The sequence below is a fragment of the Corynebacterium sp. MC3 genome (assembly GCF_900099485.1).
GTDB classification, from domain to species: Bacteria; Actinomycetota; Actinomycetes; order Mycobacteriales; family Mycobacteriaceae; genus Corynebacterium; species Corynebacterium pseudogenitalium.
The window spans coordinates 413,573-435,508 of sequence record NZ_LT622816.1 but is presented as its reverse complement, the minus strand read 5'-3'; the positions used below and the strand labels follow the sequence as shown (position 1 = coordinate 435,508).

Sequence of the window (21,936 nt, the reverse complement as noted above, 5' to 3'; positions counted from 1 at the left end):
ACAGTCTATCGCCCTAGAACTACGTCGAGGAGAGCGACGAGCCGGGAGCGTAATTCTTCTCCACGTGCGCTGAGCGCTCGTTGGCGCTGCACGTACATGGCTTTTCCCTCAGTAGTCTCCACAGGAACGATGTCGAAGCCGAGTTCCCGGCAGTCGTACGGGGATGCCTCCATATCGAGGCGACGCGCGTCCTTGGCCAATTCGAAACAGTCAAGGAGGAGCTCGCCAGGGACCAATGGGCCAAGTTTCAAAGCCCACTTAAACAGATCCATGGTGGCGTGCACACAGCCTGGTTGTTCCCTCGATACCTGGTCTTCCCTCCGCAACGCCACAACGTTGAGGGGGCGAGCTGGGGGAGTAAAGAAACGAAACGCGTCGAAGTGGCTGCATCGAAGCTGATGAGATTCAACCACTGAGTTCGTGCCGTCTGCTCCGAGACGAAGCGGAAGATCATGGCGAGGGTGTTCCTCGCGATACAACATTGCCCATTCATGCAAACCGAAGCAGTCAAAGTGCGCCGAACGAGAGGCTGTCGCGCGAAGTAGTTCGTCAATTTCCCGAACGTCGTGTTCACGGTGCGCAAGAAACGACGCGATGTCTGCACACACGTGCCTGCTGTCTACAACTTGGTAGTCGCGCCATGAAGCTTGAGGAAGCGTAGAGGCGTCGAGAAGCACTGTATTTGCGCCAGGATGCCACTTCTTAAGGTGTGTGGGGCGGAACCTGTAGTAGTCGAACAGGAAGTCCCACACCGGGTGCTTCTGTGCGCGACGACGGCGAGCTAGGTGTGGCTCGACGAATCCGGCCGCACGTTCCTCATGCGACGCGATCCGAGCCTCGTATTCGGCTGACTCCAGGAACGTACGAATCATGAATTCTCGTGGGTCCAGTCTGCGACCGTGCCCACGTACTCCTCAATGACGTCCTCAAGAGCAAGTACGCCAACGAGGCGACCTTGATCGCGGACCTGAGCCATGTGTGCAGAGCGACGGTGCAGCGACGTCAGCGCACTATCCAGCGACTCAGAGCCATCAATCACCATCAATGGGCGGATGCGGCTCACCGGTACCAGTGGATCATCCTCATCGGACTCCATCAGGTCCAAAATGTCCTTCACGTGAATATATCCAACGAGAATGCCGGAAGGCCTAGCAACGGGGAAGCGCGAATATCCGGTTTCACGTACAGCTTGCTCGATTATCGAAAGCGCGACGCCCTCAGGGTAAAAGGGGATGGTTGTCAGACGATCGAGCGGGATCATTACCTCTTTGAGGTTCCTCGACTCAGAGCGCAGCGCCTTTGAAAGGCGAGCTGTTTCCTCAGCGTCAAGAAGACCCTCTTCGCGTGATTCACGAATCATGTTCGCCAGCTGTTTCTGGTCCACAGTGGATGAAAGCTCATCGCGCTGTTCAATACCAAACAGAGCCAGCGTCTTACGCGCTACCCAGTTCAAGAAGCGAATAAACGGCCCCGTGGCCTTCATCCAAAGCGTCATAGCGGGGGTAAGCCAAACAGCAGTTGACTCTGGTCCGGCAATCGCAATGTTCTTCGGCACCATCTCGCCGAACAAAATATGCAAGAAGGAGATGAACGCCAGCGCAATCACGAAGGAAACAGGATGCAGCCACTCACCCGGCAACCCCATCGCGAGAAACGGAACTTCAACATAGTGTGCAACCGCAGGCTCAGCGACCTTACCGAGCACGAGCGACGCGATGGTGATGCCCAGTTGGGCACCTGCGAGGTAAATCGAGAGGTGTTCCGTCGCGTACAGCACGCCAGTAACATTTGTCTTGCCTTGTGCCTGCATTGACTCCAATCGATCGCGCCTGGAGGACACGAGTGCGAACTCGGACGCAACGAAGAACGCGTTGAGCGCCAGCAGGACCAAAATGAGAAGGAATGCTACCCAAATATTCACTGTGCTGACCTCCTCTGAAACTCGATTGCTTCCTCTGGAGAAATCGGACTCAAAATTGCCCTGTCGATCCTGCGATCATCCATTGTGGAAACCCTTGCGAGCCAGTGGCCAGCGCTGCCTGTTTCAAACTGTTCCTGGAAATCAGCTGTACCGGAGGGGAGCACTACTTTGTCGCCAACTGTTGGGATATGTCCAAGTGCTGACATAATCAGTCCTCCAAGAGTTTCGTAAGGCCCCTCGGGTGCAACATAACCGAGCTCCTCCTGCAGTTCATCGAGCCGCACCAAACCAGAAATCTCCCACGACGTTCCGACGTGCAAAAAGTCCCGCTCGGATTCGCGGTCGTCGTACTCGTCGTACACCTCACCGAGGATCTCCTCGACCACGTCCTCAATCGTGACCAGACCTTGCGTTCCGCCGAACTCATCCGCAACCAGCACTACCTGTGAGCCCGCGGAGCGAACCCGGTTGAGCACCGCATCGCCGTCAAGCGTCCCGGGGATAAACGGAACTGGCTTGGCCAGCGTTGACAGCTTGGTGGTTGCACGCTGCTTCTTATCTACAGAAAAGGCGTCTTTGATGTGGACCACGCCTATTGTGTCGTCCAAGTCACCGCGACGGACGGGGAAGCGCGAATGGCCTGTCTCACGGGCAAACGCTATCAAATCCGCTACGGTGTCCTCGGCGTCAAGCGCATTAATGGTTGAACGTGGCGTCATCACGGCTTCGGCGGTGGTCTCTCCGAACTGCAGCGATCTGTCGATCACCGCTGCGGTATCTGCGTCAAGGTCTCCAGACTCCATCGAGTTTCGGACCACCGCACCCAGCTCTTGGCCAGAACGAGCGGAGGCTAGCTCATCTGCTGGCTCAATCCCGAGTTTTCGCACAACCCAGTTCGCCGAAGAATTGAGCCACTTAATAAACCAACCAGCTGCGGTATTAAACGCATTCACAGGAGGTACCACGACCCGCGCAGTCTTCAGCGGATCCGTAATCGCCATGTTCTTTGGAACAAGTTCGCCAAAAACCATCGAGAGCAATGTCGCAATCGCCAATGCAAGGATCAGCGCTACTGTCGTTGAGGCCGCTTCACTCAGACCAACGAGCTCAAGCAGGGGAGTGAAGAACTTGCCCAACACCGGCTCGGCGAGGAAGCCAGCTGCGAGCGTCGTCACGGTAATACCGAGTTGCGCGCCTGACAACACGAACGAAAGGTTCGCGTGGTCTCGAGCGACGGCTTTCGCCGTGCGGTCGCCGACCTCCCGGACGTGCTCATCGATAGTTGAGCGCTCGAGTCCTGTCATTGCAAACTCGATTGCGACGAACAGGCCCGTTGAGGCCGTCAACAAGATGAAGCCCAAAAGAGCAAAGATTGAAATGACTATATCCATCGACTATGACCGAGGCGTCCGACGCCTACCGCTCCTTCCCGTCGACCGTCGTCGTTGAGCATTCGCACTGGGGCGTTTCGAACGCCTGGTTGCGTTGTGGTTCTTTCGCTGATGTGGTGGCTGGCCACCAGGCGGTGGCAGGGGCTTCCCAGACGGCTGCCGAGCTCCGGTGATCTCAACGACCTCAGGTGTGAGCTCCTGCGCCCGGACTTCGGTCGCTCGCACTCCAGCTTTGTTTAGAAGCGAGCGAACCTCCTTACGCTGTTCATCCATGACCAACGTAACAACGTTGCCCTCAGTGCCCGCACGCGCTGTACGCCCCGCGCGGTGCAAGTATGCCTTGTGTTCTGCAGGCGGGTCGATGTGGACAACGAGTGAGACTCCCGAAACGTCGATTCCGCGTGCTGCGATGTCCGTCGCAACTAAGACTGGAGTTGAACCATCAGCGAACCCCTCTAGTGCGCGAGTTCGAGCACCTTGACCTTTGTCACCGTGAATTCCCTGCGCGTGAACTCCGGCGCGACGAAGCTTCTTCACCTGCCTGTCCACACCATGCTTCGTGCGCATAAACATGATCGTCTTGCCTTCGCGTGCGGCGATTTCCAGCACTCGAGCATTGCGCGACTCGCGGCTGCCACACAACAGGACGAAGTGTTTCATGGTCTTTACAGCTGACTTCGCTGGAGCTGTGGAGTGCGTAACCGGATTATGCATGTACCTGTCAACGATTCTCTGTACATCGCCATCGAGCGTTGCAGAAAACAGTAACTTCTGGGAATCCTTTGGCGCTCGGTCGACAAGCTTGATGACCTGAGGCATGAAGCCCATGTCGGCCATCTGGTCGGCTTCATCAAGCGTGACGATCTCCAGAGCCCGAAAATCGAGGACGCCACGCTGCAATAGATCCTCTGCACGGCCCGGTGTCGCCACCAAGAGGTCGACTGGTGCCGCCAAAGCGCGGATCTGCGTATTGATATTGACGCCACCAACTACATCCAGCACGCGAAGGCCTTGTGCGCTCGCGGGGCTGTTCAATCGCTGTTGAATCTGGCTTGCCAATTCACGCGTCGGTGCGAGCACAAGTCCACGGGGCCGTCCAGGCTGACTTGGCGCACCACTCAGACGCGCCAACATCGGCAAACCAAACGTAAAAGTCTTGCCGGAGCCGGTCGGACCACGCCCAAGCACGTCTCTGCCTGCTAGGGCATCAGGAATAGCCGCTTCCTGAATTGGAAACGGCCGAGTAATTCCTTCTGCGTTGAGCGCGCGCACCAGGGGGTGGGGAAGGCCGAGATCGGCAAAACTTTTCATTGCAAACACCCTAGTGCCTTTTTGCGGTCAGGTGCTATCGCCACGCTTAGTAACGAAGCTCCTTGCGGTCGCCAGACCACGCGATATGGAACGTGCCGTCCATATCGACGCGCTTGTAGGTGTGCGCACCGAAGAAATCACGTTGTCCCTGAATCAGCGCCGCAGGCAAGCGGTCTGCACGCAAGGAATCGTAGTAGGAGAGCGAGGACGCGAATACCGGAACCGGAAGCCCGAGCTGCGTAGCCGTTATGACGACGCGACGCCACGCATCAATGACGCCGCCCTCCAGCTCATTGCGGAAGTAAGGGTCGAGCAACAGTGATGGCAGCTCAGGGTTTTTCTCATACGCCTCGGTGATGCGGTCGAGGAACTTCGCGCGGATAATGCAGCCACCACGCCAAATCTTCGCCAGCTCACCAGGCTTCAGACCCCAGTCGTACTCCTCGGAACCCGCAGCAATTTCATCAAAGCCTTGCGCGTACGCAACGAGCTTTGAGGCGTACAGAGCACGCCGGACATCCTCGACGAACTGCGCCTTGTCCAGACCAAGGTCAGCGAACGAAGCTTCTACGCCACTAGGGAGGTTGGCCTCCAAGGCCGCGGTGCGTTGCGCAGTAGAAGAAGAAAGCGCACGAGCAAACACTGCTTCGCCGATGCCAGTGACTGGGACGCCCAAGTCTAGGGCCTCCTTCACAGTCCAGCGACCCGTGCCCTTCTGGCCAGCCGCGTCCACAACGACGTCGACAAACGGTTTGCCTGTTTGCTCATCGACTTGCTTCAGTACCTCAGCGGTGATCTCGATCAGGTAGGAATCCAGGTCACCCTCATTCCACTCGGAGAAGATTTCAGCGATCTCCGCCGGCTCCAACCCAGCTGCGTAGCGAAGCAAATGGTATGCCTCGCCGATGACCTGCATATCGGCGTACTCGATGCCGTTATGCACCATCTTGACGAAGTGTCCGGCACCATTTGGGCCAATGTGGGTCACGCACGGAACGCCATCGACTTTCGCGGCAATATCCTCAAGGAGTGGGCCAAGCGCCTCCCATGACTCGACAGGACCACCAGGCATGATCGAAGGACCAAGCAGTGCACCTTCCTCGCCGCCAGAGATACCTGCGCCGACGAAGTGGCGCCCCTTTTCAGCGACTTCTTTCTCACGGCGGATCGTATCGGTGAACAACGAGTTACCGCCATCGATGATGATATCGCCCTCATCCATCGCTTCGACGAGCTGATTGATCACTGCATCCGTAGCCTTGCCAGCCTGGACCATGATGACAGCACGGCGTGGACGCTCCAGCGAGGCAACAAAGTCCTCAATCGTTTCAGATGGGATAAACGAGCCCTCATCCCCGTGCTCGGCCATTACGGCGCGAGTCTTCTCAGGGGACCGGTTGTAGATAGCAACCGTATGTCCGTTGCGGGCGAAATTACGTGCTAGGTTCGAACCCATCACCGCCATACCGACAACGCCGATCTGGGCGAGATGAGTCTGGGACTGATTCGTATCATGCTCGGTGGTAGTCATGCAGACAATACTACGCTGCTGAGAGGAAAGAACGGAATGAGTTTTCTATTCGAAAAAGTTGATCGCGAGCTCAACGAGGAAGAATTGCGGACCCTCAACGAATACAACAACGGTTACGCCAACACGATCGGAATGGTGATCACGGCGTGTAGCCCAGAGTGCGTAACTGCACATATAGACGTCGGACCCCAGCATCTTCAGCCTGCCGGGATCGTCAACGGGGGAGTCTATGCCGGTCTCGCAGAGACGGTAGGTTCCGTTGCAGCGATGGCGACAGCTGGCAGACCTGCTGTCGGCATGAACAACAACACCGACCTCCTACGAAGCGTCCGTGACGGGCGAATCGAAGCATCCGCGCGCCCAGTTCATGTCGGGCGGCGAACCCACCTCTGGCGCATCGAAATGCATCACGAAGGCAAGTTAGTGGCCCTGACGAATCTGAAGCTCCTCGTACCCTAAAGCCAGCGGTTCTTCCTGAACCACCAATACATCAGTGCCATGGTCAGGATCATTACGCCGAGCACCACCGGGTAGGAGTACTTCCAAGCCAATTCCGGCATATTCTCGAAATTCATGCCATAAACACCGGCAATCATGGTCGGGGCCGCAGCCATACCAACTACTGCAGATATCGTACGCATATCGGAGTTCTGTTGCATCGAAACCTTCGCAACCGAGGCGTCAAGCAGGGAGGAAAGGCGTTCATCGAAGCCTGAGAGGTGGTCACTCACGATCGTCGCGTTGTCCTGCACGTCACGGAAGTAAGATCTGAGCGCTTTCCGCATCAGATCACGGTTGTTGGTCAACCCATTCTTTAACGCCGGTGCAAGTGGGTCGATCGCGTGGCGCATCTCCAAGATCTCACGTTTGTAGTTGTAAATCTTGTCAATGTTAATGTCTCGCCGAGGCGTAAACACCTCGTTTTCCAGCTCATCGACGTCGCGGCTCAGGTTGTCTGCGACCTTCAAATAGTTATCGACGATGTAGTCGGACACCACCCATGCGACGGCACTTGGGCCAAGCACCGCAAGCTCCTCCTCGCTCTCTAGTTTGCCAGTCAAATCAGGCAGTGGTGCGCCGTGCCGGATCGTGATCGCAAAGTTCGGACCGGTCACAATTTGGACTTCACCAGTGGAAATGATTTCACGGGCATCCGCAACCTCCTCATCGTCGCGGTAATACACCGAGCGCACGACCATGAACAGCTGCTCATCGTAGCGCTCAACCTTTGGCCTCTGGTGGGCATCGACTACGTCGTCAACGATCAGATCGTCAATGTCGAAAAACGACGAGATCTTGGTCATCTGCTCATCTGTCGGACCTTTCAACGAGACCCACACAAACGCGTTATCGTGCTCCCGTGCGACCTGCAGTGCCTGTGGAATCCGATAGTTGCCAGGGACGCGCTTGCCGTCGACAAATACTTTGCAAAAGTCGATCGAGCGTTCCAGAGGGACCTTCACCGGTATGCGCGATGGTTGAAGCGTGCTTTTCGACGACTTCCTCGACAACGGGATCCTTGGTGGCATAGTGGCCCCCTTTACTACCTGCGTCGCGCCAATCAAGGGCGAGGGATACAACAACGCTCGAGATACTACGCCCTTCGAGAACGGAACACGAACGCGCCTCTCCAACCGTATACAAAGGGGAGAGGCGCGTCAGCAGAGTCATTTAGTTCTCTGCGTTTTCGAAGCTCGCGTGGCGTTGGCCGGGTGTCGTCGGAAGGTTGTATCGCTTCGAGCTCAAAGCGTTGTAAACCCACGTCAACGCTGTGACAGTGCGGTTGCGCAGTCCAGTGAGGAATGAGACGTGGACGTAGAGCCACATCAACCAACCCAAGAATCCAGCGATTTCGACCTTGCCCATCTTCACGACAGCGTTAAAGCGAGTGACGATAGCCATCGATCCCTTGTCAAAGTAGGAGAATGGCTCGCGCTGTTCCGGCGTAATCTCGTCTTCAACCTGTGCCTTCAAGATCTTTCCGACATATTCACCGGACTGAATTGCAACCTGGGCGACGCCTGGCAAGCGGTCGCGGCTCATCATGTCGCCCACGATGAATACATTCGACAGTTCGCCAACGGACAGGTCGGCGTTCACCGGCACCTTGCCGTTACGTTCAGCCTCTACACCAGCTTGCTCGGCGACCTGCTTGCCCAGCGGGGAAGCCTGGACACCAGCAGACCAAATCTTCGTTGGAGTGTAGACAGTGGTCTCTTCGTCGGTCTTGGTGTTCTTGTACGTGACGCTCTCAGCGTCGACGTTAGTCACAATGGCATTCAAGATGACAGTAACGCCTGCCTTCTCCAACTCGCGCTGCGCCTTCCGGCCAAGACGCTTTCCAAATGGTGGCAGAACCTGTGGCATGCCGTCGATAAGAAGGATCTTGGTCTGATCTGGTGAGAACGAGTACTGGCCTCCAGCAAATGCGCGGTGCGCCAACTCGGCGATCTGTCCAGCGAGCTCAACACCAGTTGGACCGGCGCCGACGAGCACAAAAGTGAGCAGCCGTTCGCGTTCTTCAGCGGAAGTAGCTAGCTCAGCTTTCTCGAAGGCATCAAGAATGCGCGCGCGCACCTCGAGCGCGTCATCGGCTGTTTTCAAACCAGGTGCGAACTCCGCAAAGTGATCGTTGCCGAAGTAGGACTGGCCTGCACCCGCTGCGAGGATCAATGAGTCGTAGGCATACTGTGACGACGCACCATCATCGGAAGCAGTGACGATCTGATTCGCGGTATCGATCTCGTCAACATTGCCGCGCACAACGCGAACGTTGTCCTGGCTTGCCAAAATCTGGCGAACCGAAGAGGCAATTTCGCCGACAGACAGAAGACCGGTCGCTACCTGATAGAGCAGAGGGGCGAAGATGAAGTGGTTTGTGCGGTTAATAATCGTAATGTCTACGTCTGCATCCGCGAGTGCATGAGCAGCGTTAATGCCACCAAACCCCGCACCTACGATCACGACGTGATGGCGGTTTCCAGCGGGGCGGTATGGTGTCTGAGTCATAAAAGTGTCGCTCCTTGGGAAAGCTGTTTGAATTTTCTTCCCTTTATAGTACGCCCATAATGTTAGAACGGTATGGTTTTGGAGATGAAGCGTCGAAAACTCCGCTGAAAGTTTGACCAAGTAAGGTGGGGAAGCGTGCCGATTCCTGAACCAGTACCAACGCATTTACACACTGTTGACGCCACAAAGTGGCCACGGCTAGTGCAGCCGTTGGATGGGTTTGCTCTGAAAACTCGCGCCAGGCTTGCAGAGGCCGAGTTTGCTCGAGCCTGTGACGCCGCGGGTGTAACGCTTTCTGGTGACGACGCCGACATTCTCGTGAACCATGAGCGGCTTTTTGAACGAATCGCGGCTGCTGGCTGGACAGGCCTGGCAGAGGGGTACATGGCAGGCGAGTGGTCAGTGACCTCATCGGATGTACTTGTTGAAGTCATTGCGAAGCTGCTGGGGCAGGGCTACGTACCCCGCCGTACATCGTGGAAGCCACGGCCGGAAACTGTTGGAGCGATGCTGCCGAGTTCTCTCGTACAGCACTTTTCGGGCGATCGTGTGAGTGCTTTCCAGGGTCATTTCGCTACAGGTGTCGCAACTACCGAGCGCAAACTGACCAAGTCCTACCCGGAGCAGCGTGCCAAACAGCGTGGCGCGAAGCGCCGCTATATCGATGTGACCACCTACGAAGCACCGCTCGATGCGGATCGAGCCGACTTGGGTGATATACAGGCGCGGAGCGCTCAGCAGTTGCTGGACCTAGTCGGTGCAGGGCGCGGTACGAGAATGCTCGAGTATCCGAACTCGGGAGGTGCTGTGGCTCTGGCCGCGATAGGGCGCGGAGTGGTGGTTGATACTCTCGCAATTAGCCATGACAGTGCCGCTCATCTTCGGGAATACCTCATTCTTAATGGCGCTGCGAACGATGTGCGCGTTGCCGTGGGCAAACTTGGTGACGCTCAATGGGCCCAGCAGCATGGGCCGTATGATGCAATCGTTTCATTTAGTCAGCTTGAATCATGCCCGAAACGCGATAAAGTGCAGTACCTTCGCGCGATGGACCGCATGCTACTTCCAGGCGGGCGTATCGGTGTGCAATCGGTGATGGCACGTCGCGTGCAATCAAAATCCGTGAACCGAGCGTGTCGGAGTGCGCTTCAGGTGCTTGGTGCGTATGTATGGCCAGGTATGGAGTATCAATATGAAGTCGATTTTCTGAAGCTAGTTGAACAGCAAACGCATCTCCAAGCGATCAGTATTAGCCGTGCGCCGGAACATCTTCGGTTGTCGATTCGTTTGCAGCGTCAAATGTTTGAAGGGCGGCTCCGTGAAGCCGCGGCCGATGGCTATGACGAAGTATTTCGCCGACTATGGCTCTGGCAGTTTGCGGTTCGCGAAGCAGTTGCATCAGTAGGGGGCTTGGATCTGGCACAGGCGGTATTGGTACGGAAGCACCGGGGTGGGCGCCGATAAGAAGCAAGGGTCAAGTGCCTTAGTTGACATAATGTACATTATCGGACATTTCCACAACTTTGCATATAGATAGCGGAAGCCCGCCCAATAACGTAACGTGACGTAATTGGGCGGGTAATTCTGGACAGTCTACTTGGTCATATTGAGGCGAATATTGAGTAGCCCGCTCTCGGCAATCTTCGCTGCGACAAATTCAGGCGTCTCAACGCCGTAGTCAGCTCTATCAAACGGTACATCGCCCGCGACGATGAGATGGCTGCCAGACAGGGCTACGTCAAAAGGTGCTGTGACGCGATTCGTCTCGCCATGGATGGTCAAGTCTCCGACCACGTTCACGGTTCCAGCGGAACCGTCTGATGGAACCTTGGATAGATCAATCGGCTCGGTGATCGTGAAGCTTGACGTCGGGTATTGATCCGTGTGAAGAATCTTCCGGCGTACGTTGTTGTCTCGAACATCGCTGTCTGTAGTCAAATTCGTCATGTCGACTACGATTTCGCCAGATTGCAGTACACCCGACTCAATATGTACTTCGCCTTCAACGCCTGTCGTCGATCCTGAGGTCGTCTTTGCTTCACCAGGAAGAACTTCATCGAACGTGAACCCAACGGACGTCGAGTTGACGCCAGGACGCTTTTGGATCTTCCAAACGCCGTTGATGTCAGTGTCCGCCGGTTTAAGTCGGTCTGTATCAATTCCTTCTGTCTTGACTCCACCGCCACCAAACATGTTGAGCAGCAATGGGATCATCGCGATCAGGACCGCGAGCACCGCAATTCCCGCAACAATGACCATCAAGAGCTTCTTCTTGCGGTCGCTGGGAGCTTGCACTTCCTTCATGGGTACTTACCTCAACTTCTCAACTGTTCGCGCTAATTCAATTAATTCGTCACACATGTTACGTAATTCATCCGGGTTTGCACCTTCATCCACAGCTGTCCGGATATCTTCCGCTGTACAACGCAAAACGAAAAGGTTGTCGCGGAGCATAGACACAGTTTCCGGTTTAAGGATGGCTGCCCCTTCATCAATCGCAGTGCCGGCTACAAAGTTACGCTGTTCATACGCACGCTGCTTGCATGACTGGCTGCAATATTTTCGGCGGCGTCCTCTTCCCTGCTGCCGCGCCATTTCTTTGCCACACCACTGACACGTAGGCGATTCGCTCTTCGCGTACACATCACTTTCTGGCATACGGGTCAGCCTAATACACACCTTGAACGGAATGCATGTCCGGTTCAATACTGCGGGAACAAAATCTAAAAGGTGAACGTTATAATAGGGCGACTGCATTTAAATGTGTTTAGAAGGGACAATTGAGTATGGCTGATCGTGTTCTTCGCGGAAGTCGAATGGGCGCTGTGAGCTACGAGACGGACCGAGACCATGATCTCGCGCCTCGGCAGCAAGCGCGATACCGCACTCCGAACGGCGAGATTTTCGAAGTGCCGTTCGCAGATGATGCAGAGATTCCAGAGGAATGGATGTGCAAGAACGGCCAGCTCGGCACCCTTATGGAAGGCGAAGGCGTCGAGTCGAAGCCGACGAAGCCACCCCGTACTCACTGGGATATGCTTCGCGAACGCCGTACTATCGAAGAGCTCGACGTGCTGCTTGAAGAGCGCCTTGAACAGCTGCGGAAACGTCGTCGCGCTGCTGCGCGCTTGGCGAAAGAACAAGCAGCAGAAAACAAGAAGTAAGAGCTAGTTATAGCCCGAAGGCGAGAGGCCACATATTCTGTAGCTTCTCGCTTTTCGTCTAACTGTCAACGCGAAGTTACTTACGCTTCGAAGCGATGAATTCCTTGGCAACCTCTACGACGTTGCCCGCGAGCTGAGGCAGGTCGTTCGCCTTGCTCAGCAGCTCGTTTGCTTTAGAGCGCTTGGCCTCGTAGCTGAGCATTCGGAATCCCTCTTTCGCCATCTCCCGTGCGGTGCCAAACTTTTCGGTGGCACCCCACTTGGTGACTTCCCAGAGAGAAGTTGTCGCGAAGCTTGCGTCTAGCTTAGATTCGCCCAACGTGCGGTCCTCGAATGTAATCGGTACTTCGCGAACGTCGAAACCGGCAAGCTCGGCCTTGTGCGCCATATCGACCTGGAAAATATAGCCCTTGTTGGACAACTCCTGGAGATCGATGGTCTCGAGGACTTCGCGTCGAAAAGCGCGGTAACCTGCGGTCATGTCGCGAACATCGCCACCCAGCGCAAGGGAAACATAGGCGTTTCCCAGCTTGGAAAGCAAGTAGCGCTGCTTCGGCCAATTTTTAACTTCCCCGCCGTCCACATACCGCGAACCGATTACGACATCTGCGCCGCTTTCGATCTCCTCCAACAAGCGGTGAAGCTCCTCAGGTGCATGCGAGCCATCGGCGTCCATCTGGCAGATAACCTCATAGTCACGCTCGAGTCCCCAGTTGAAACCGTCGCGGTACGCGGCGAGTAGCCCTTCCTTGCCAGCACGGTGCAAGACGTGCAGGCGATCATTCGCTTCTGCCAGTTCGTCGGCCTTCTGCCCCGTTCCGTCAGGAGAATTGTCGTCGACAATAAGGATGTCTACATCATCGTTTGCATCGAAAACCCGGCCAACAATGAGGGGAAGATTCTCAATCTCGTTGTACGTCGGGATGATCACTAATGTCGAATTCGCCACGGTGGCTGCTCCTTTTCCAGCAACGTTTCTCGCCGTTGTTCAAATGTTGTCTAGCATACTCCCTGGGTCGGCGGACTGCTGCACCGAGTATGAGCATGAACCCAAGCCAAACGAACGCAGCCTCGAGGTAGTCCCCAAAACGCACAGCAAATGTCCGCGTTGTATGTAGTGGCAGGCGTTCAATCAGGTGGTTAGCTTCAAATATAGAAGTTTCTTGGCTCACCGTTCCATCAGGGTGCACGATTGCTGACACACCTGAAGTAGCTGCAACAACCACTGCCCTATCCGTTTCAATGGCACGCAGCCTGCTCATCGCCAGCTGCTGATAGGTCATATCGCTAAACCCGAAAGTCGCGTTGTTCGTCGGTGTAGCGAGAATTTGCGCACCATTATTAATTGCCATCCGGTACGCCGGGTCTTCTGCCACTTCATAGCATGTGGCAACCCCAACAGGGATGCCTCCCATGTGGACGACACCTGGGCCATTGCCGGGCTTGAAATCGCTGGCGAGGTCCACGAGGTCCGTGATTTTCCGGAAGAAGTCGCGCATTGGCATGTACTCGCCAAACGGCTGCAAAAAGCGTTTATGATGCGTCTCGCCTGGCCCTGTTTCCGGGTCAAACACGACCATCGTGTTGCGCGCACCGACCTCGTCGCGCGTCAGCGTCCCCACCAGCACCGGTGCCCCTACTGCGCTCACAGCGCGTTCGATTGACGACGCCGCCAAAGGATCTTGAAACGGGTTCACGTCCGACGAGTTCTCCGGCCAAATAACGAGGTCAAGCTTTTCACCTTGTTTTTGGGCATCATTCGCTGCGCGAACAGTTTCATCGACGTGATTTTGTAACACGGCTCTGCGCTGAGCGTTGAAGTCAAGCCCGAGGCGCGGCACATTGCCTTGAATCGCTGCGACCAGTACGGAGTTGCCCTGTGCCGTCTGAGCCTCTGCCCCCTCGCCATCGAAACTCGGGCTGATAAGTCCTCCGAGCCCGATCGGGAGCGCGAAACCTAACGCAGCTACCCTGCGGGTTCTCCCACGCGTGATGAGAAACGTCACGAGGCTTACACCAGCGAGACAGGCGGCGAGAGAAACTAGCGCTGGACCACCAATTGAAGATAGCCACACCAGAGGCCCATTGACCTGCCCCCATGCCAGCCGGACCCAGGAAAATCCGCCGAATGGAAGCGACGAGCGGAGGAACTCCACCGCGATATACACAAATGGAAAAGCAAGGAACCCATACTGGCAACGGGCAATGCGGACGCCAACCGCGCCAGTGATAAGCGCTGAGAGCGCCAGCGTGATAGCGAGCGCCACGTAGGGCATCGCGCCGACGAATGCTCCGATCCAGGGCAGGAGGATCAAGTAGCACGTGGCGGCATGGGCAAACCCGAGCAAGCAGCCAAATGCTGCACTTGGCGATGGCTTCGCTGCTGTAGCAAAACGTTTCCACGGCATCAGAGCGAGGTAGAACGCACCAACGCCGAGTACTGCGAGGAACCAGTACCCGAACGGCTCATAGGAGAACGCAACCGCAACGCCGGAAAGTACCGCGAGGACAAGTCGGAGTGACGCATTCACGACCGTGGTCCCTCTTCCCCACCTTCTGATCGGCGTTTGTGCTCTTCGTAGAGCCAGTCTTCAATTTCATCCGTGTCAATGACGGGGTGCTCATCGTCGCTGGCCCCACGCTCAGGAGTCGGCCGCGTGAACGAGCCGTAGGAAGCAGAGTTTCGGGACATCGGCGTCGATTCGTACATCCTGATTCCAACATTTTCCACGCGTTGCCGCAGAGAGCGTGAAAGGTGGTTTCGGAGTATCGAGCGAGTAGGGCTGAAGACCAAGAAGAACCCCAGGATTGAAGAAACGAAGCCTGGGATAATGCAAAAAGCCCAGCCAACCATGAGAAGCGCAGAGTCGCCTGCTAGCTTCCCTACAGATGTTTTGCCACGTGCCGCCTTTGCGAGTTCGCCGCGGAGCGTGAGCGTCGCCAGTGCACCGCCTAGCACCATCAGCGCGAAGATTGCCAGCAAAGCCCAGCCAACGCCGATTGACTTCGCGACAAGGAAAAACGCCAGCGCTTCTACGAGGAAATACGTCAAAATGTAGATTGGCATGCCGACCATCTTAGCCGGACTACACGGTTACTTGCCTGAGGATTCTAGCTGGCTTAATAGCCACAGGACGTCCTTTCGGAGGTGCTGGAAGTATGGGGCGAAGTGGTTGATGCCAGTTCTTCCCGGAAGCTTGGGAAGTTTTCGCATTTGAACGGGTCTATCCCACCTCTCCCCTAGTTCGGCGACCACTTGCCACGGGACGATGTCGTCGTGCTTACTGCCCCACAGTCTGAGTGGGATATCGAGTGGTGTACGAGTACCTAATGCTTGATCGTCGAGCGCTGCGGCTGTTTTCGGAAGATCCTCGAGGAGCGTAGACATTGGGATACCTGCTGCCGTCCAGTGTACGGTGCTTGCCCAAGCATGTCGGAGGACCGCGCCCACTGCACAGATGTTCGCATCAAGGATGACAGCGAACATACCAACGGGGCTGAGGTGGGGCATCAGCTCTTCCGTGATCTCTGGGTCGGATGCTAGAAGGGCGGCGACTGCGTAAAGAATCATGATGGACGGAAGCGTCCCATCGATGCGGTCGAGCATCGCAAGCAGATCTGCAGGTGGTGCTCCGACGACTGCGGCACGCAGATGTAGTTCCGGCGCGTACTCGGGTTGCTCTAACCATGAAGCTGCGGCGCCACCGCCCTGAGAAAAACCCCAGAGACCAAGCTTTTCGACGCTGCAGCCTAGGCCTACGCTGGCGCGAACTGCATCGGCGAGTGCGTGGGCTGCTGCGCGGTGGAAGCAATAGAGCTGCACATTGTCTTCGGGATCTCGTGGATAGTCCGTCAACACGACATTCGCTCCCGCGGCGAGCAACATGTTGATCGCAGGCTGCTCGTAGGCAGCGATAAGGTCCAGTGGTTTGCGTCGAAGTCGAAGTCCCACTGTGCAGGAGTAAGAAGGGTCACATGCCGGGGCAACGCCTTGGGTGGAGGGGGCGAACGCGACGGTTGGACGCTGTCCATTGCCATGCCAGGGACGCTTGCTGAGGAACACCGCGCCGGTAGCAGACATCACGCGTTCCCGCTCGTCGGTCGTGGTGTATTCAATTCTGAATGCGTTGGCACGATTGAGCCTGTACTGCAGCCCTATAGGACGAATCGGCGTTGCTTGCAGCAGTGTGCCAGGACTAGCGCCGACTGCCCAAGTTGCTTTGCCGTACTCCGCATCTGTGAGCGGATGTGAATGTGAGAGGTCAACGCTAAGCGGCAGCAGTGTGCGAAGAGTTAAGCCGAACTCCATGTATGTGCTTTCCTAGATCTTCGGAGTGTCTCGTGGGTGGGGCTGCAAGGTCTTTGGCCTGGTGTTCAGCGCGTGTGCACCGTCTGCCTGGAGATGCACTATGTCCTCGATACGCATTCCCCAGCTGTCTGGTTTGTAAATTCCTGGTTCGATGGAAAAGACCATTCCTTCATCTAGGACGAGATCATTGCCGGTGACCAGGAACGGCGGTTCGTGGCCAGCCAACCCAATGCCGTGCCCGATTCGGTGCGTAAACCACTCGCCGTACCCGAGCTCGGAGATAATGTTCCTCGCAACCGCGTCGAGCTCTTCTGCTCGCATTCCAGGCCGAGCGGCGTCGCAAGCTGCCTGTTGCGCTTGCAAAAGCACTTCGTAGGCATCGAGCTGCTCTTGGCAGCCCGGTGCTCCTTCGACAAGATACGTTCGCGTGCAGTCGGAGTGGTAGCCGCTCGCGATCGTCCCTCCGATATCGACGACGACGATGTCCCCTGCTTCAATGATTCGATCGGAGAAGTCGTGATGAGGGTTTGCGCCGTTGGGGCCAGAACCGACAATGATGAAGTCTACTGCAGTGTGCTCCTCCATGATCGCCGTGTGCAGTGCGTCAGCCACAGCGCGCTCGGTAATACCTGGGGTAAGTAGCGAGGGAACGAGGGCATGAACGCGGTCGATTGCTTCGGCGGCCTGAGCCAATTGCGCAATCTCGTCATCATCCTTGACCATAAACAGACTAGACAATGCGTCCTGCGCAAGACAGGTCTTGAATGGGTATCGCTGCAAAGCCAGCACGTGATCCGCGGTGAGCGTGCTGCCCAGGCCAATGATCGGAGGCGTTGCGCTGTCGGCAGGCGATGCGATGAGTTTATAAACAATTTCATAGGGGTCTTCGCCATCGCGCCACCCAATGGGGATGAGCGCCGGGTCGTCTGAGGGGAAGGAGCCAGCGTCGGTGCTGGGGAGGACAACGGTAGCGTTTCCTTCATCGGTGAGCACGATAGCGGAGAGCCTCTCGTGCGTATCGATTTGTGTACCGGTCAGGTATTCAAATTCCGGGCCAGGGCCGATGATCACGGCGCGCAGGTGATTTGCAGCAAGAAATTTGCAGGCTGCTGCGCGTCGACGTTCAAATGTATCGCTTCCGAAGAAAGTCATACGCCCATCGTAGGCGCACTAGTACTCGCACTAGTTCCCGATTGCTACTACACCGCGTCGAATAGCTTCTATCGCGCGGTTCGCATTGTTGCGAATCTCATCGCTGTAGCCGACCTTCTTCACCTGTTCTAGCAGGTCGATCACCTGCCGGCACCATCGGACAAAGTCGCCCGCGGTCAGTTCCGCGCCAGATTCTGCCGCGGCTGCAAGCGCGTACCCAAGCGGTGCGCCGGCGGTCCATTGGTGCAACGCGAGTGAGAAATGTGGGTCTGGCATTCTGGTGAGTGGAAGCTTGTGACGCTGCTCATCGGAAACGAGTTCGCCGTACACACGCATCGTTTCATTCATTGCGTGGGCCATTGGCTCTGTAGCGGCCTCCGGGGAGCCTCCCGTGGTACGGCGGTTCTCAAACACGACCATCGACGCGACACCGGCGAGCTCGGCGGGGTCCAACTCGTCCCAGATCCCGCGTTTTAGGCATTGCGCAACGAGGAGGTCCGAAACATTGTGCAGCTTTGCTAAACGCTCGCCCTCATCAGTGACTTGGAATTCTCCTTCCACGAGCTCCACGTAGTCGAGTTCTTGCAGCAGCCCGATCAGGCGCTCGAATGTTCTGCCAAGTGTGTCGGTGGCGTTGTCTACTTGCCTGCTCAGCCGGTCAAGTGCGCGCTGCTCACGGGCAAGCTTCTCGCCTACTCGGGCCAGCATTTCGCGGTCCGTGGCCGGCCATGAGTGGACGGGGTGCGCATGAAGTTGCTCGCGAAGTTTGGTGACGGATTTTGGAGTTCGATACCGGGCCTTCTCACGCAGTCGCTTTGGTGCATGCACCGGAGCGTGGCGGAGCTGGCTTGCGATCTTTTTCGCAAATTTGCGTGGTTGGTCCCGCGTATGCCGCGGAACTTTCATTCGCCCTACGACGAGTGGAGTGTTCTTGAAAAAATCAGCGTTGATGCGGCTCGACCAGCCGCGCTCGGTGGTGACCCAGGGGCGCGGATCGTCGTGTCTGCCGGCGGGCTGAACCACCACCGCGAGCTCCGGTTGACGTTTACCAGGAAGCGCGATGATCTCGCCGACTTCCAGTCGGGCCAGCACGCGGGCGACCTCGGTGTGCCGGTTGTCGAGCGCGTCTCTCCGTGCTTTCTTCTCCTCCACGCTGAGAGCATGTCGGATGTCCAAGTACTCCAACAGGTCCTCAATCGCGTGATCTGATGGTGGCGCGTACGAAGAGATATCGCGGGATAATTGGGCGCGAAGTCGAGCAACTTTGCCTTCCAGCCGCTCTAGGTCCCTCACCTCGCCAACCACGGATCGGTCGGTTTGGAACTGAGCAAATGACTGCTCGATAAGTCGAATGGAGTCGTCGAAACCATTCATGGCAAGCATGTTGATAGCCATGTTGTAGCCGGGAGCAAATGGTGAAATGAGTGGATACGTTCTTGTCGACGCCAATCCAGCTACATACTGCGGGTCCATCGCTGGCGCCCACTGCACAACAGCGTTGCCGAGCACATCGATCCCTCGCCGACCGGCGCGCCCCGTGAGCTGGGTGTACTGCCCTGGTGTGAGGTCTACGTGGCCCTCGCCGTTGAACTTGACTAACTTCTCCAGCACGACGGTTCGGGCCGGCATGTTGATGCCCAGGGCCAGCGTTTCGGTCGCAAAGACCACCCGGACGAGCCCTTCCACAAATAACTGCTCGACGATGTGCTTGAACGCGGGTAATAGCCCTGCGTGGTGCGATGCGAACCCCCTCAGCCACGCGCTGCGAAGCTGCCGGTAGTTCAGTACTTTGAGATCCTCTTCCGGGATGCCTTCAACACCCGCGTCGATGATCTCGGCGGCACGTGCACGTTCCTCTTCTGTCGTGAGTTCCTTCCGCGAACGGAGGCATTGGTAGAGAGCGCCATCGCATCCCGCTCGAGAGAAGATGAACACAATTGCCGGAAGCATCTCTAGCCCATCGAGCACCTCGACAACTTCCGGCCGCCCAACCGGACGGTAGCGGTCTTGTTGGCGTGTCCTCCCATGGCGACGTCCACTCGAGCGGGCACGGAACCCGCGACCTTCATGAAAGTCATCCGCGCCTTCTTCCATCGTTCGAGACTCGATACGAGCGATCTGATGTGCCAAAGCCCTGTTAAGTTCGGGCTCGGAGGATGGGTTGGCAGGTTCGAACAATGGAAGGACCTTCTTGCCAACCATCATGTACTGACTCAACGGAACCGGACGGTCTTCGGAAACAATCACGGTCGTATCGCCACGAACAGTGTTGAGCCATTCACCGAACTCTTCCGAGTTCGACACAGTCGCCGAAAGCCCAACGATCTGGACGGAGTCGTCCAAGTTGAGAATGATCTCCTCCCAAACAGGTCCACGTTCCGGGTCTGCGAGGAAGTGGATTTCATCCATTACCACGTGGGTTAGTCGGTCCAGGCGAGGTGCTTCCGCGTACACCATGTTTCGGAGCACCTCTGTCGTCATCACGACGATGTCCGCCGAACCGTTGATGCTCACGTCGCCTGTCAGCAGTCCAACGGATTCTTCGCCGTATGCCGCGACGAAGTCGTGGTACTTCTGATTGCTCAGCGCCTTAATTGGTGTGGTGTAAAAGCACTTTGTGCCTCGCGAGAGCGCCAGCGCAACGGCGAACTCACCGACTACGGTTTTCCCGGATCCCGTTGGGGCGCAGACGAGCACGCCCCGATCGTCTTCGAGTGCCTGGCAAGCTTCAATTTGGAATGGGTCGAGCGGAAAATCCTTCGAGGCTTGAAACTGTGCGAGAAACGAGTCAGAGGAAGCGGACATGCCCCTACAGTACGTCGTTGAAGGGATCCTCGGTAAACGTGTGCACGGGCTTTGGCTTCTCTACGGCCGCTACGTTACCAATCGGTGCTGCCTTTTCGATGGGCGAAGCTGCGTCGATAGGTCCTGAGGACTCGTCGTCGTCGAGGTCGAGCCAGTCCGGTCTGTTCCTGGCGTGGCGCTTGTCATTGATCCTGCAGAACTGGAATGCGCACTCGACGAGGAGTGTGATGGAGAGCGCCAGCGCGACCATCGAGAACGGGTCCTGGCCGGGTGTCATAAACGCCGCAAAGATAAAGATCCCAACGATGATGATCCGGCGCTTATCCTTTACCTGTTCATAACGAATGATGCCCGCGACGTTGAGCATCACGATGATGAGGGGGACTTCGAAGCTCACACCAAAGACGACGATGAGCCCGAGCAAAAAGTTATAGTAGCTTCCACCAGACAGTGCGCCAATCTGCACCTCGCTGCCCATCGTCATCAGGAAGTACAGTCCTTTGTCCAAAACAAAGTACGCAAGCATCGCCCCGGCCACGAAGAGCAGTACCGCAAGCGTCACAAACGTGAATGTGTACTGTTTTTCATTCTTGTGGAGCCCCGGCGTGATGAATCGCCAAATTTGGGTCAGCCACACTGGTGATGCCATGACGAGCCCAGCGAGCGCGCCTACCTTCAGCCGCAGCATGAACATTTCGAAGGGGCCCGTCGCTAAGAGACGACAATTGCCATCACCTGTGAAGTCCGCTCGAAGCTCAGTCGGGAGGTTGCAGTACGGGCCTCGAATGATTTCGCCGAGTGGGTACCAGTGAAAAGGCGCAGACTGATACCAAATGAATCCCACAACGGTGCCGACGCACACTGCGACGAGCGAGACGATGACGCGGCGTCGTAGCTCTTTCAGGTGTTCAACGAGCGTCATCTCGCCGGTAGCATTCTTTGGCTTCCGACGAAATCGACGACCTGCCTTTTGTGCAGGCGGAACTTGCTGTTGCCCCACTGAACTACGACCTCCAAGAATTCCTTAACAACAAACGCTACTGGCGGTGCTGGTTCTCAGGCGCGTCCCAAAAGCTTTGCTGAGCGTTAGGGCCTGTTTGCTGCTGTGGATTCGATGGAGGAGCGATTTCTTTAGGTTCCTGGCTCTGCGCAGGCTGCTGCGGAGTAGCTTGCGTCTCGTCGTCGTTGCGCAGCTCCTTGACTTCAGACTTGAAGATACGGGCGGAGCGACCCATCGAACGTGCCAAGTCGGGAAGCTTGTTTGCCCCGAACAATAACAGCACGATGGCCAAAATAATGAGGATTTCCATCCAACCTAAATTCGGCATTGGATTCCTTTCACA

At 56.6% G+C, this 21,936-nt stretch carries 20 protein-coding genes; 3 read left to right on the top strand and 17 right to left on the bottom strand.

Annotation, left to right across the window (positions count from 1 at the left end; all coding sequences use genetic code 11):
- Positions 1-5: 5 nt before the first annotated feature.
- From BQ4436_RS11000 to gndA, 5 genes are read right to left on the bottom strand one after another with little or no spacing between them, the layout of a single operon-like run.
- Positions 6-872 (bottom strand): 3-methyladenine DNA glycosylase, encoded by an 867-nt coding sequence (locus BQ4436_RS11000; protein WP_070362487.1) that lies wholly within the window; start codon positions 870-872, stop codon positions 6-8.
- Complete coding sequence (locus BQ4436_RS10995; protein ID WP_070477152.1) at positions 869-1,921, bottom strand: hemolysin family protein; 1,053 nt, start codon at positions 1,919-1,921, stop codon at positions 869-871. The genes BQ4436_RS11000 and BQ4436_RS10995 overlap by 4 nt, the downstream gene beginning before the upstream one ends.
- Complete coding sequence (locus BQ4436_RS10990) at positions 1,918-3,312, bottom strand: hemolysin family protein (RefSeq protein ID WP_070477150.1); 1,395 nt, start codon at positions 3,310-3,312, stop codon at positions 1,918-1,920. Before BQ4436_RS10990 ends, BQ4436_RS10995 begins: the two co-directional genes overlap by 4 nt.
- 3 nt (positions 3,313-3,315) lie before the next feature.
- Positions 3,316-4,623 carry a DEAD/DEAH box helicase gene (locus BQ4436_RS10985; protein ID WP_070477214.1) on the bottom strand — a complete coding sequence of 436 codons (1,308 nt, stop codon included), beginning with the start codon at positions 4,621-4,623 and terminating at the stop codon, positions 3,316-3,318.
- A 46-nt stretch (positions 4,624-4,669) separates the two neighbouring features.
- On the bottom strand, positions 4,670-6,154 hold the full coding sequence (gene gndA / locus BQ4436_RS10980; RefSeq protein WP_070362483.1) for an NADP-dependent phosphogluconate dehydrogenase: 1,485 nt from the start codon (positions 6,152-6,154) through the stop codon (positions 4,670-4,672).
- A gap of 36 nt (positions 6,155-6,190) precedes the next feature.
- Between gndA and BQ4436_RS10975 the strand changes: the two genes are divergently transcribed.
- A complete protein-coding gene (locus BQ4436_RS10975) occupies positions 6,191-6,613 on the top strand; it encodes a PaaI family thioesterase (RefSeq protein WP_070362482.1) in 423 nt (140 codons plus the stop codon).
- On the opposite strand, the gene BQ4436_RS10970 is transcribed toward BQ4436_RS10975, so the two are convergent.
- The gene (locus BQ4436_RS10970; protein ID WP_070362481.1) at positions 6,610-7,683 is read right to left on the bottom strand and encodes a magnesium and cobalt transport protein CorA; all 1,074 of its coding nucleotides are present in this window, start codon (positions 7,681-7,683) and stop codon (positions 6,610-6,612) included. The genes BQ4436_RS10975 and BQ4436_RS10970 overlap by 4 nt on opposite strands.
- A 142-nt stretch (positions 7,684-7,825) precedes the next feature.
- Positions 7,826-9,163: an NAD(P)/FAD-dependent oxidoreductase gene (locus BQ4436_RS10965; RefSeq protein WP_070976955.1), complete on the bottom strand. Its 1,338-nt coding sequence runs from the start codon at positions 9,161-9,163 to the stop codon at positions 7,826-7,828.
- A 201-nt stretch (positions 9,164-9,364) separates the two neighbouring features.
- Between BQ4436_RS10965 and BQ4436_RS10960 the strand changes: the two genes are divergently transcribed.
- Complete coding sequence (locus BQ4436_RS10960; protein WP_083329549.1) at positions 9,365-10,627, top strand: SAM-dependent methyltransferase; 1,263 nt, start codon at positions 9,365-9,367, stop codon at positions 10,625-10,627.
- A 129-nt stretch (positions 10,628-10,756) separates the two neighbouring features.
- On the opposite strand, the gene BQ4436_RS10955 is transcribed toward BQ4436_RS10960, so the two are convergent.
- Both BQ4436_RS10955 and BQ4436_RS11770 read right to left on the bottom strand, forming a co-directional pair.
- Positions 10,757-11,467, bottom strand: a complete 711-nt coding sequence (locus BQ4436_RS10955) for a YceI family protein (RefSeq protein WP_070477145.1) — start codon at positions 11,465-11,467, stop codon at positions 10,757-10,759.
- Positions 11,468-11,473: 6 nt separating this feature from the next.
- Positions 11,474-11,821, bottom strand: a complete 348-nt coding sequence (locus BQ4436_RS11770; protein ID WP_071572633.1) for a hypothetical protein — start codon at positions 11,819-11,821, stop codon at positions 11,474-11,476.
- A gap of 128 nt (positions 11,822-11,949) precedes the next feature.
- Between BQ4436_RS11770 and BQ4436_RS10950 the strand changes: the two genes are divergently transcribed.
- Positions 11,950-12,327 carry an RNA polymerase-binding protein RbpA gene (locus BQ4436_RS10950; RefSeq protein WP_070477143.1) on the top strand — a complete coding sequence of 126 codons (378 nt, stop codon included), beginning with the start codon at positions 11,950-11,952 and terminating at the stop codon, positions 12,325-12,327.
- A 76-nt stretch (positions 12,328-12,403) separates the two neighbouring features.
- Here BQ4436_RS10950 and BQ4436_RS10945 read toward each other — a convergent pair whose 3' ends face one another.
- From BQ4436_RS10945 to tatA, 8 genes are all read right to left on the bottom strand, one after another.
- Entirely contained in the window at positions 12,404-13,276 is an 873-nt protein-coding gene (locus BQ4436_RS10945; RefSeq protein WP_083290780.1) for a polyprenol monophosphomannose synthase, read from the bottom strand.
- A complete protein-coding gene (gene lnt / locus BQ4436_RS10940) occupies positions 13,230-14,858 on the bottom strand; it encodes an apolipoprotein N-acyltransferase (protein ID WP_070362477.1) in 1,629 nt (542 codons plus the stop codon). The genes BQ4436_RS10945 and lnt overlap by 47 nt, the downstream gene beginning before the upstream one ends.
- Complete coding sequence (locus BQ4436_RS10935; RefSeq protein ID WP_070363522.1) at positions 14,855-15,394, bottom strand: FxsA family protein; 540 nt, start codon at positions 15,392-15,394, stop codon at positions 14,855-14,857. The genes lnt and BQ4436_RS10935 overlap by 4 nt, the downstream gene beginning before the upstream one ends.
- 27 nt (positions 15,395-15,421) lie before the next feature.
- Positions 15,422-16,636: a lipase family protein gene (locus BQ4436_RS10930; protein ID WP_070976952.1), complete on the bottom strand. Its 1,215-nt coding sequence runs from the start codon at positions 16,634-16,636 to the stop codon at positions 15,422-15,424.
- A 12-nt stretch (positions 16,637-16,648) separates the two neighbouring features.
- Positions 16,649-17,788, bottom strand: a complete 1,140-nt coding sequence (locus tag BQ4436_RS10925; RefSeq protein ID WP_070976950.1) for a M24 family metallopeptidase — start codon at positions 17,786-17,788, stop codon at positions 16,649-16,651.
- Between the two features lie 30 nt (positions 17,789-17,818).
- Positions 17,819-20,593: a DEAD/DEAH box helicase gene (locus tag BQ4436_RS10920; protein WP_070976947.1), complete on the bottom strand. Its 2,775-nt coding sequence runs from the start codon at positions 20,591-20,593 to the stop codon at positions 17,819-17,821.
- Between the two features lie 4 nt (positions 20,594-20,597).
- Positions 20,598-21,515, bottom strand: a complete 918-nt coding sequence (gene tatC, locus BQ4436_RS10915) for a twin-arginine translocase subunit TatC (RefSeq protein ID WP_070362473.1) — start codon at positions 21,513-21,515, stop codon at positions 20,598-20,600.
- A gap of 115 nt (positions 21,516-21,630) precedes the next feature.
- The gene (gene tatA, locus BQ4436_RS10910) at positions 21,631-21,921 is read right to left on the bottom strand and encodes a Sec-independent protein translocase subunit TatA (RefSeq protein ID WP_070362472.1); all 291 of its coding nucleotides are present in this window, start codon (positions 21,919-21,921) and stop codon (positions 21,631-21,633) included.
- Positions 21,922-21,936 lie beyond the last annotated feature (15 nt).

Excerpts from the sequence above, each read along its gene's own strand:
- BQ4436_RS11770 (WP_071572633.1), bottom strand. The coding sequence starts at position 11,821 with ATGCCAGAAAGTGATGTGTACGCGAAGAGCGAATCGCCTACGTGTCAG.
- BQ4436_RS11000 (WP_070362487.1), bottom strand. The coding sequence starts at position 872 with ATGATTCGTACGTTCCTGGAGTCAGCCGAATACGAGGCTCGGATCGCG.
- BQ4436_RS10920 (WP_070976947.1), bottom strand. The coding sequence starts at position 20,593 with ATGTCCGCTTCCTCTGACTCGTTTCTCGCACAGTTTCAAGCCTCGAAG.
- BQ4436_RS10970 (WP_070362481.1), bottom strand. The coding sequence starts at position 7,683 with ATGCCACCAAGGATCCCGTTGTCGAGGAAGTCGTCGAAAAGCACGCTT.
- BQ4436_RS10955 (WP_070477145.1), bottom strand. The coding sequence starts at position 11,467 with ATGAAGGAAGTGCAAGCTCCCAGCGACCGCAAGAAGAAGCTCTTGATG.
- BQ4436_RS10975 (WP_070362482.1), top strand. The coding sequence starts at position 6,191 with ATGAGTTTTCTATTCGAAAAAGTTGATCGCGAGCTCAACGAGGAAGAA.
- BQ4436_RS10925 (WP_070976950.1), bottom strand. The coding sequence starts at position 17,788 with ATGACTTTCTTCGGAAGCGATACATTTGAACGTCGACGCGCAGCAGCC.
- BQ4436_RS10950 (WP_070477143.1), top strand. The coding sequence starts at position 11,950 with ATGGCTGATCGTGTTCTTCGCGGAAGTCGAATGGGCGCTGTGAGCTAC.
- gndA (WP_070362483.1), bottom strand. The coding sequence starts at position 6,154 with ATGACTACCACCGAGCATGATACGAATCAGTCCCAGACTCATCTCGCC.
- tatA (WP_070362472.1), bottom strand. The coding sequence starts at position 21,921 with ATGCCGAATTTAGGTTGGATGGAAATCCTCATTATTTTGGCCATCGTG.
- tatC (WP_070362473.1), bottom strand. The coding sequence starts at position 21,515 with ATGACGCTCGTTGAACACCTGAAAGAGCTACGACGCCGCGTCATCGTC.
- BQ4436_RS10930 (WP_070976952.1), bottom strand. The coding sequence starts at position 16,636 with ATGGAGTTCGGCTTAACTCTTCGCACACTGCTGCCGCTTAGCGTTGAC.
- BQ4436_RS10990 (WP_070477150.1), bottom strand. The coding sequence starts at position 3,312 with ATGGATATAGTCATTTCAATCTTTGCTCTTTTGGGCTTCATCTTGTTG.
- BQ4436_RS10935 (WP_070363522.1), bottom strand. The coding sequence starts at position 15,394 with ATGCCAATCTACATTTTGACGTATTTCCTCGTAGAAGCGCTGGCGTTT.
- BQ4436_RS10965 (WP_070976955.1), bottom strand. The coding sequence starts at position 9,163 with ATGACTCAGACACCATACCGCCCCGCTGGAAACCGCCATCACGTCGTG.
- BQ4436_RS10985 (WP_070477214.1), bottom strand. The coding sequence starts at position 4,623 with ATGAAAAGTTTTGCCGATCTCGGCCTTCCCCACCCCCTGGTGCGCGCG.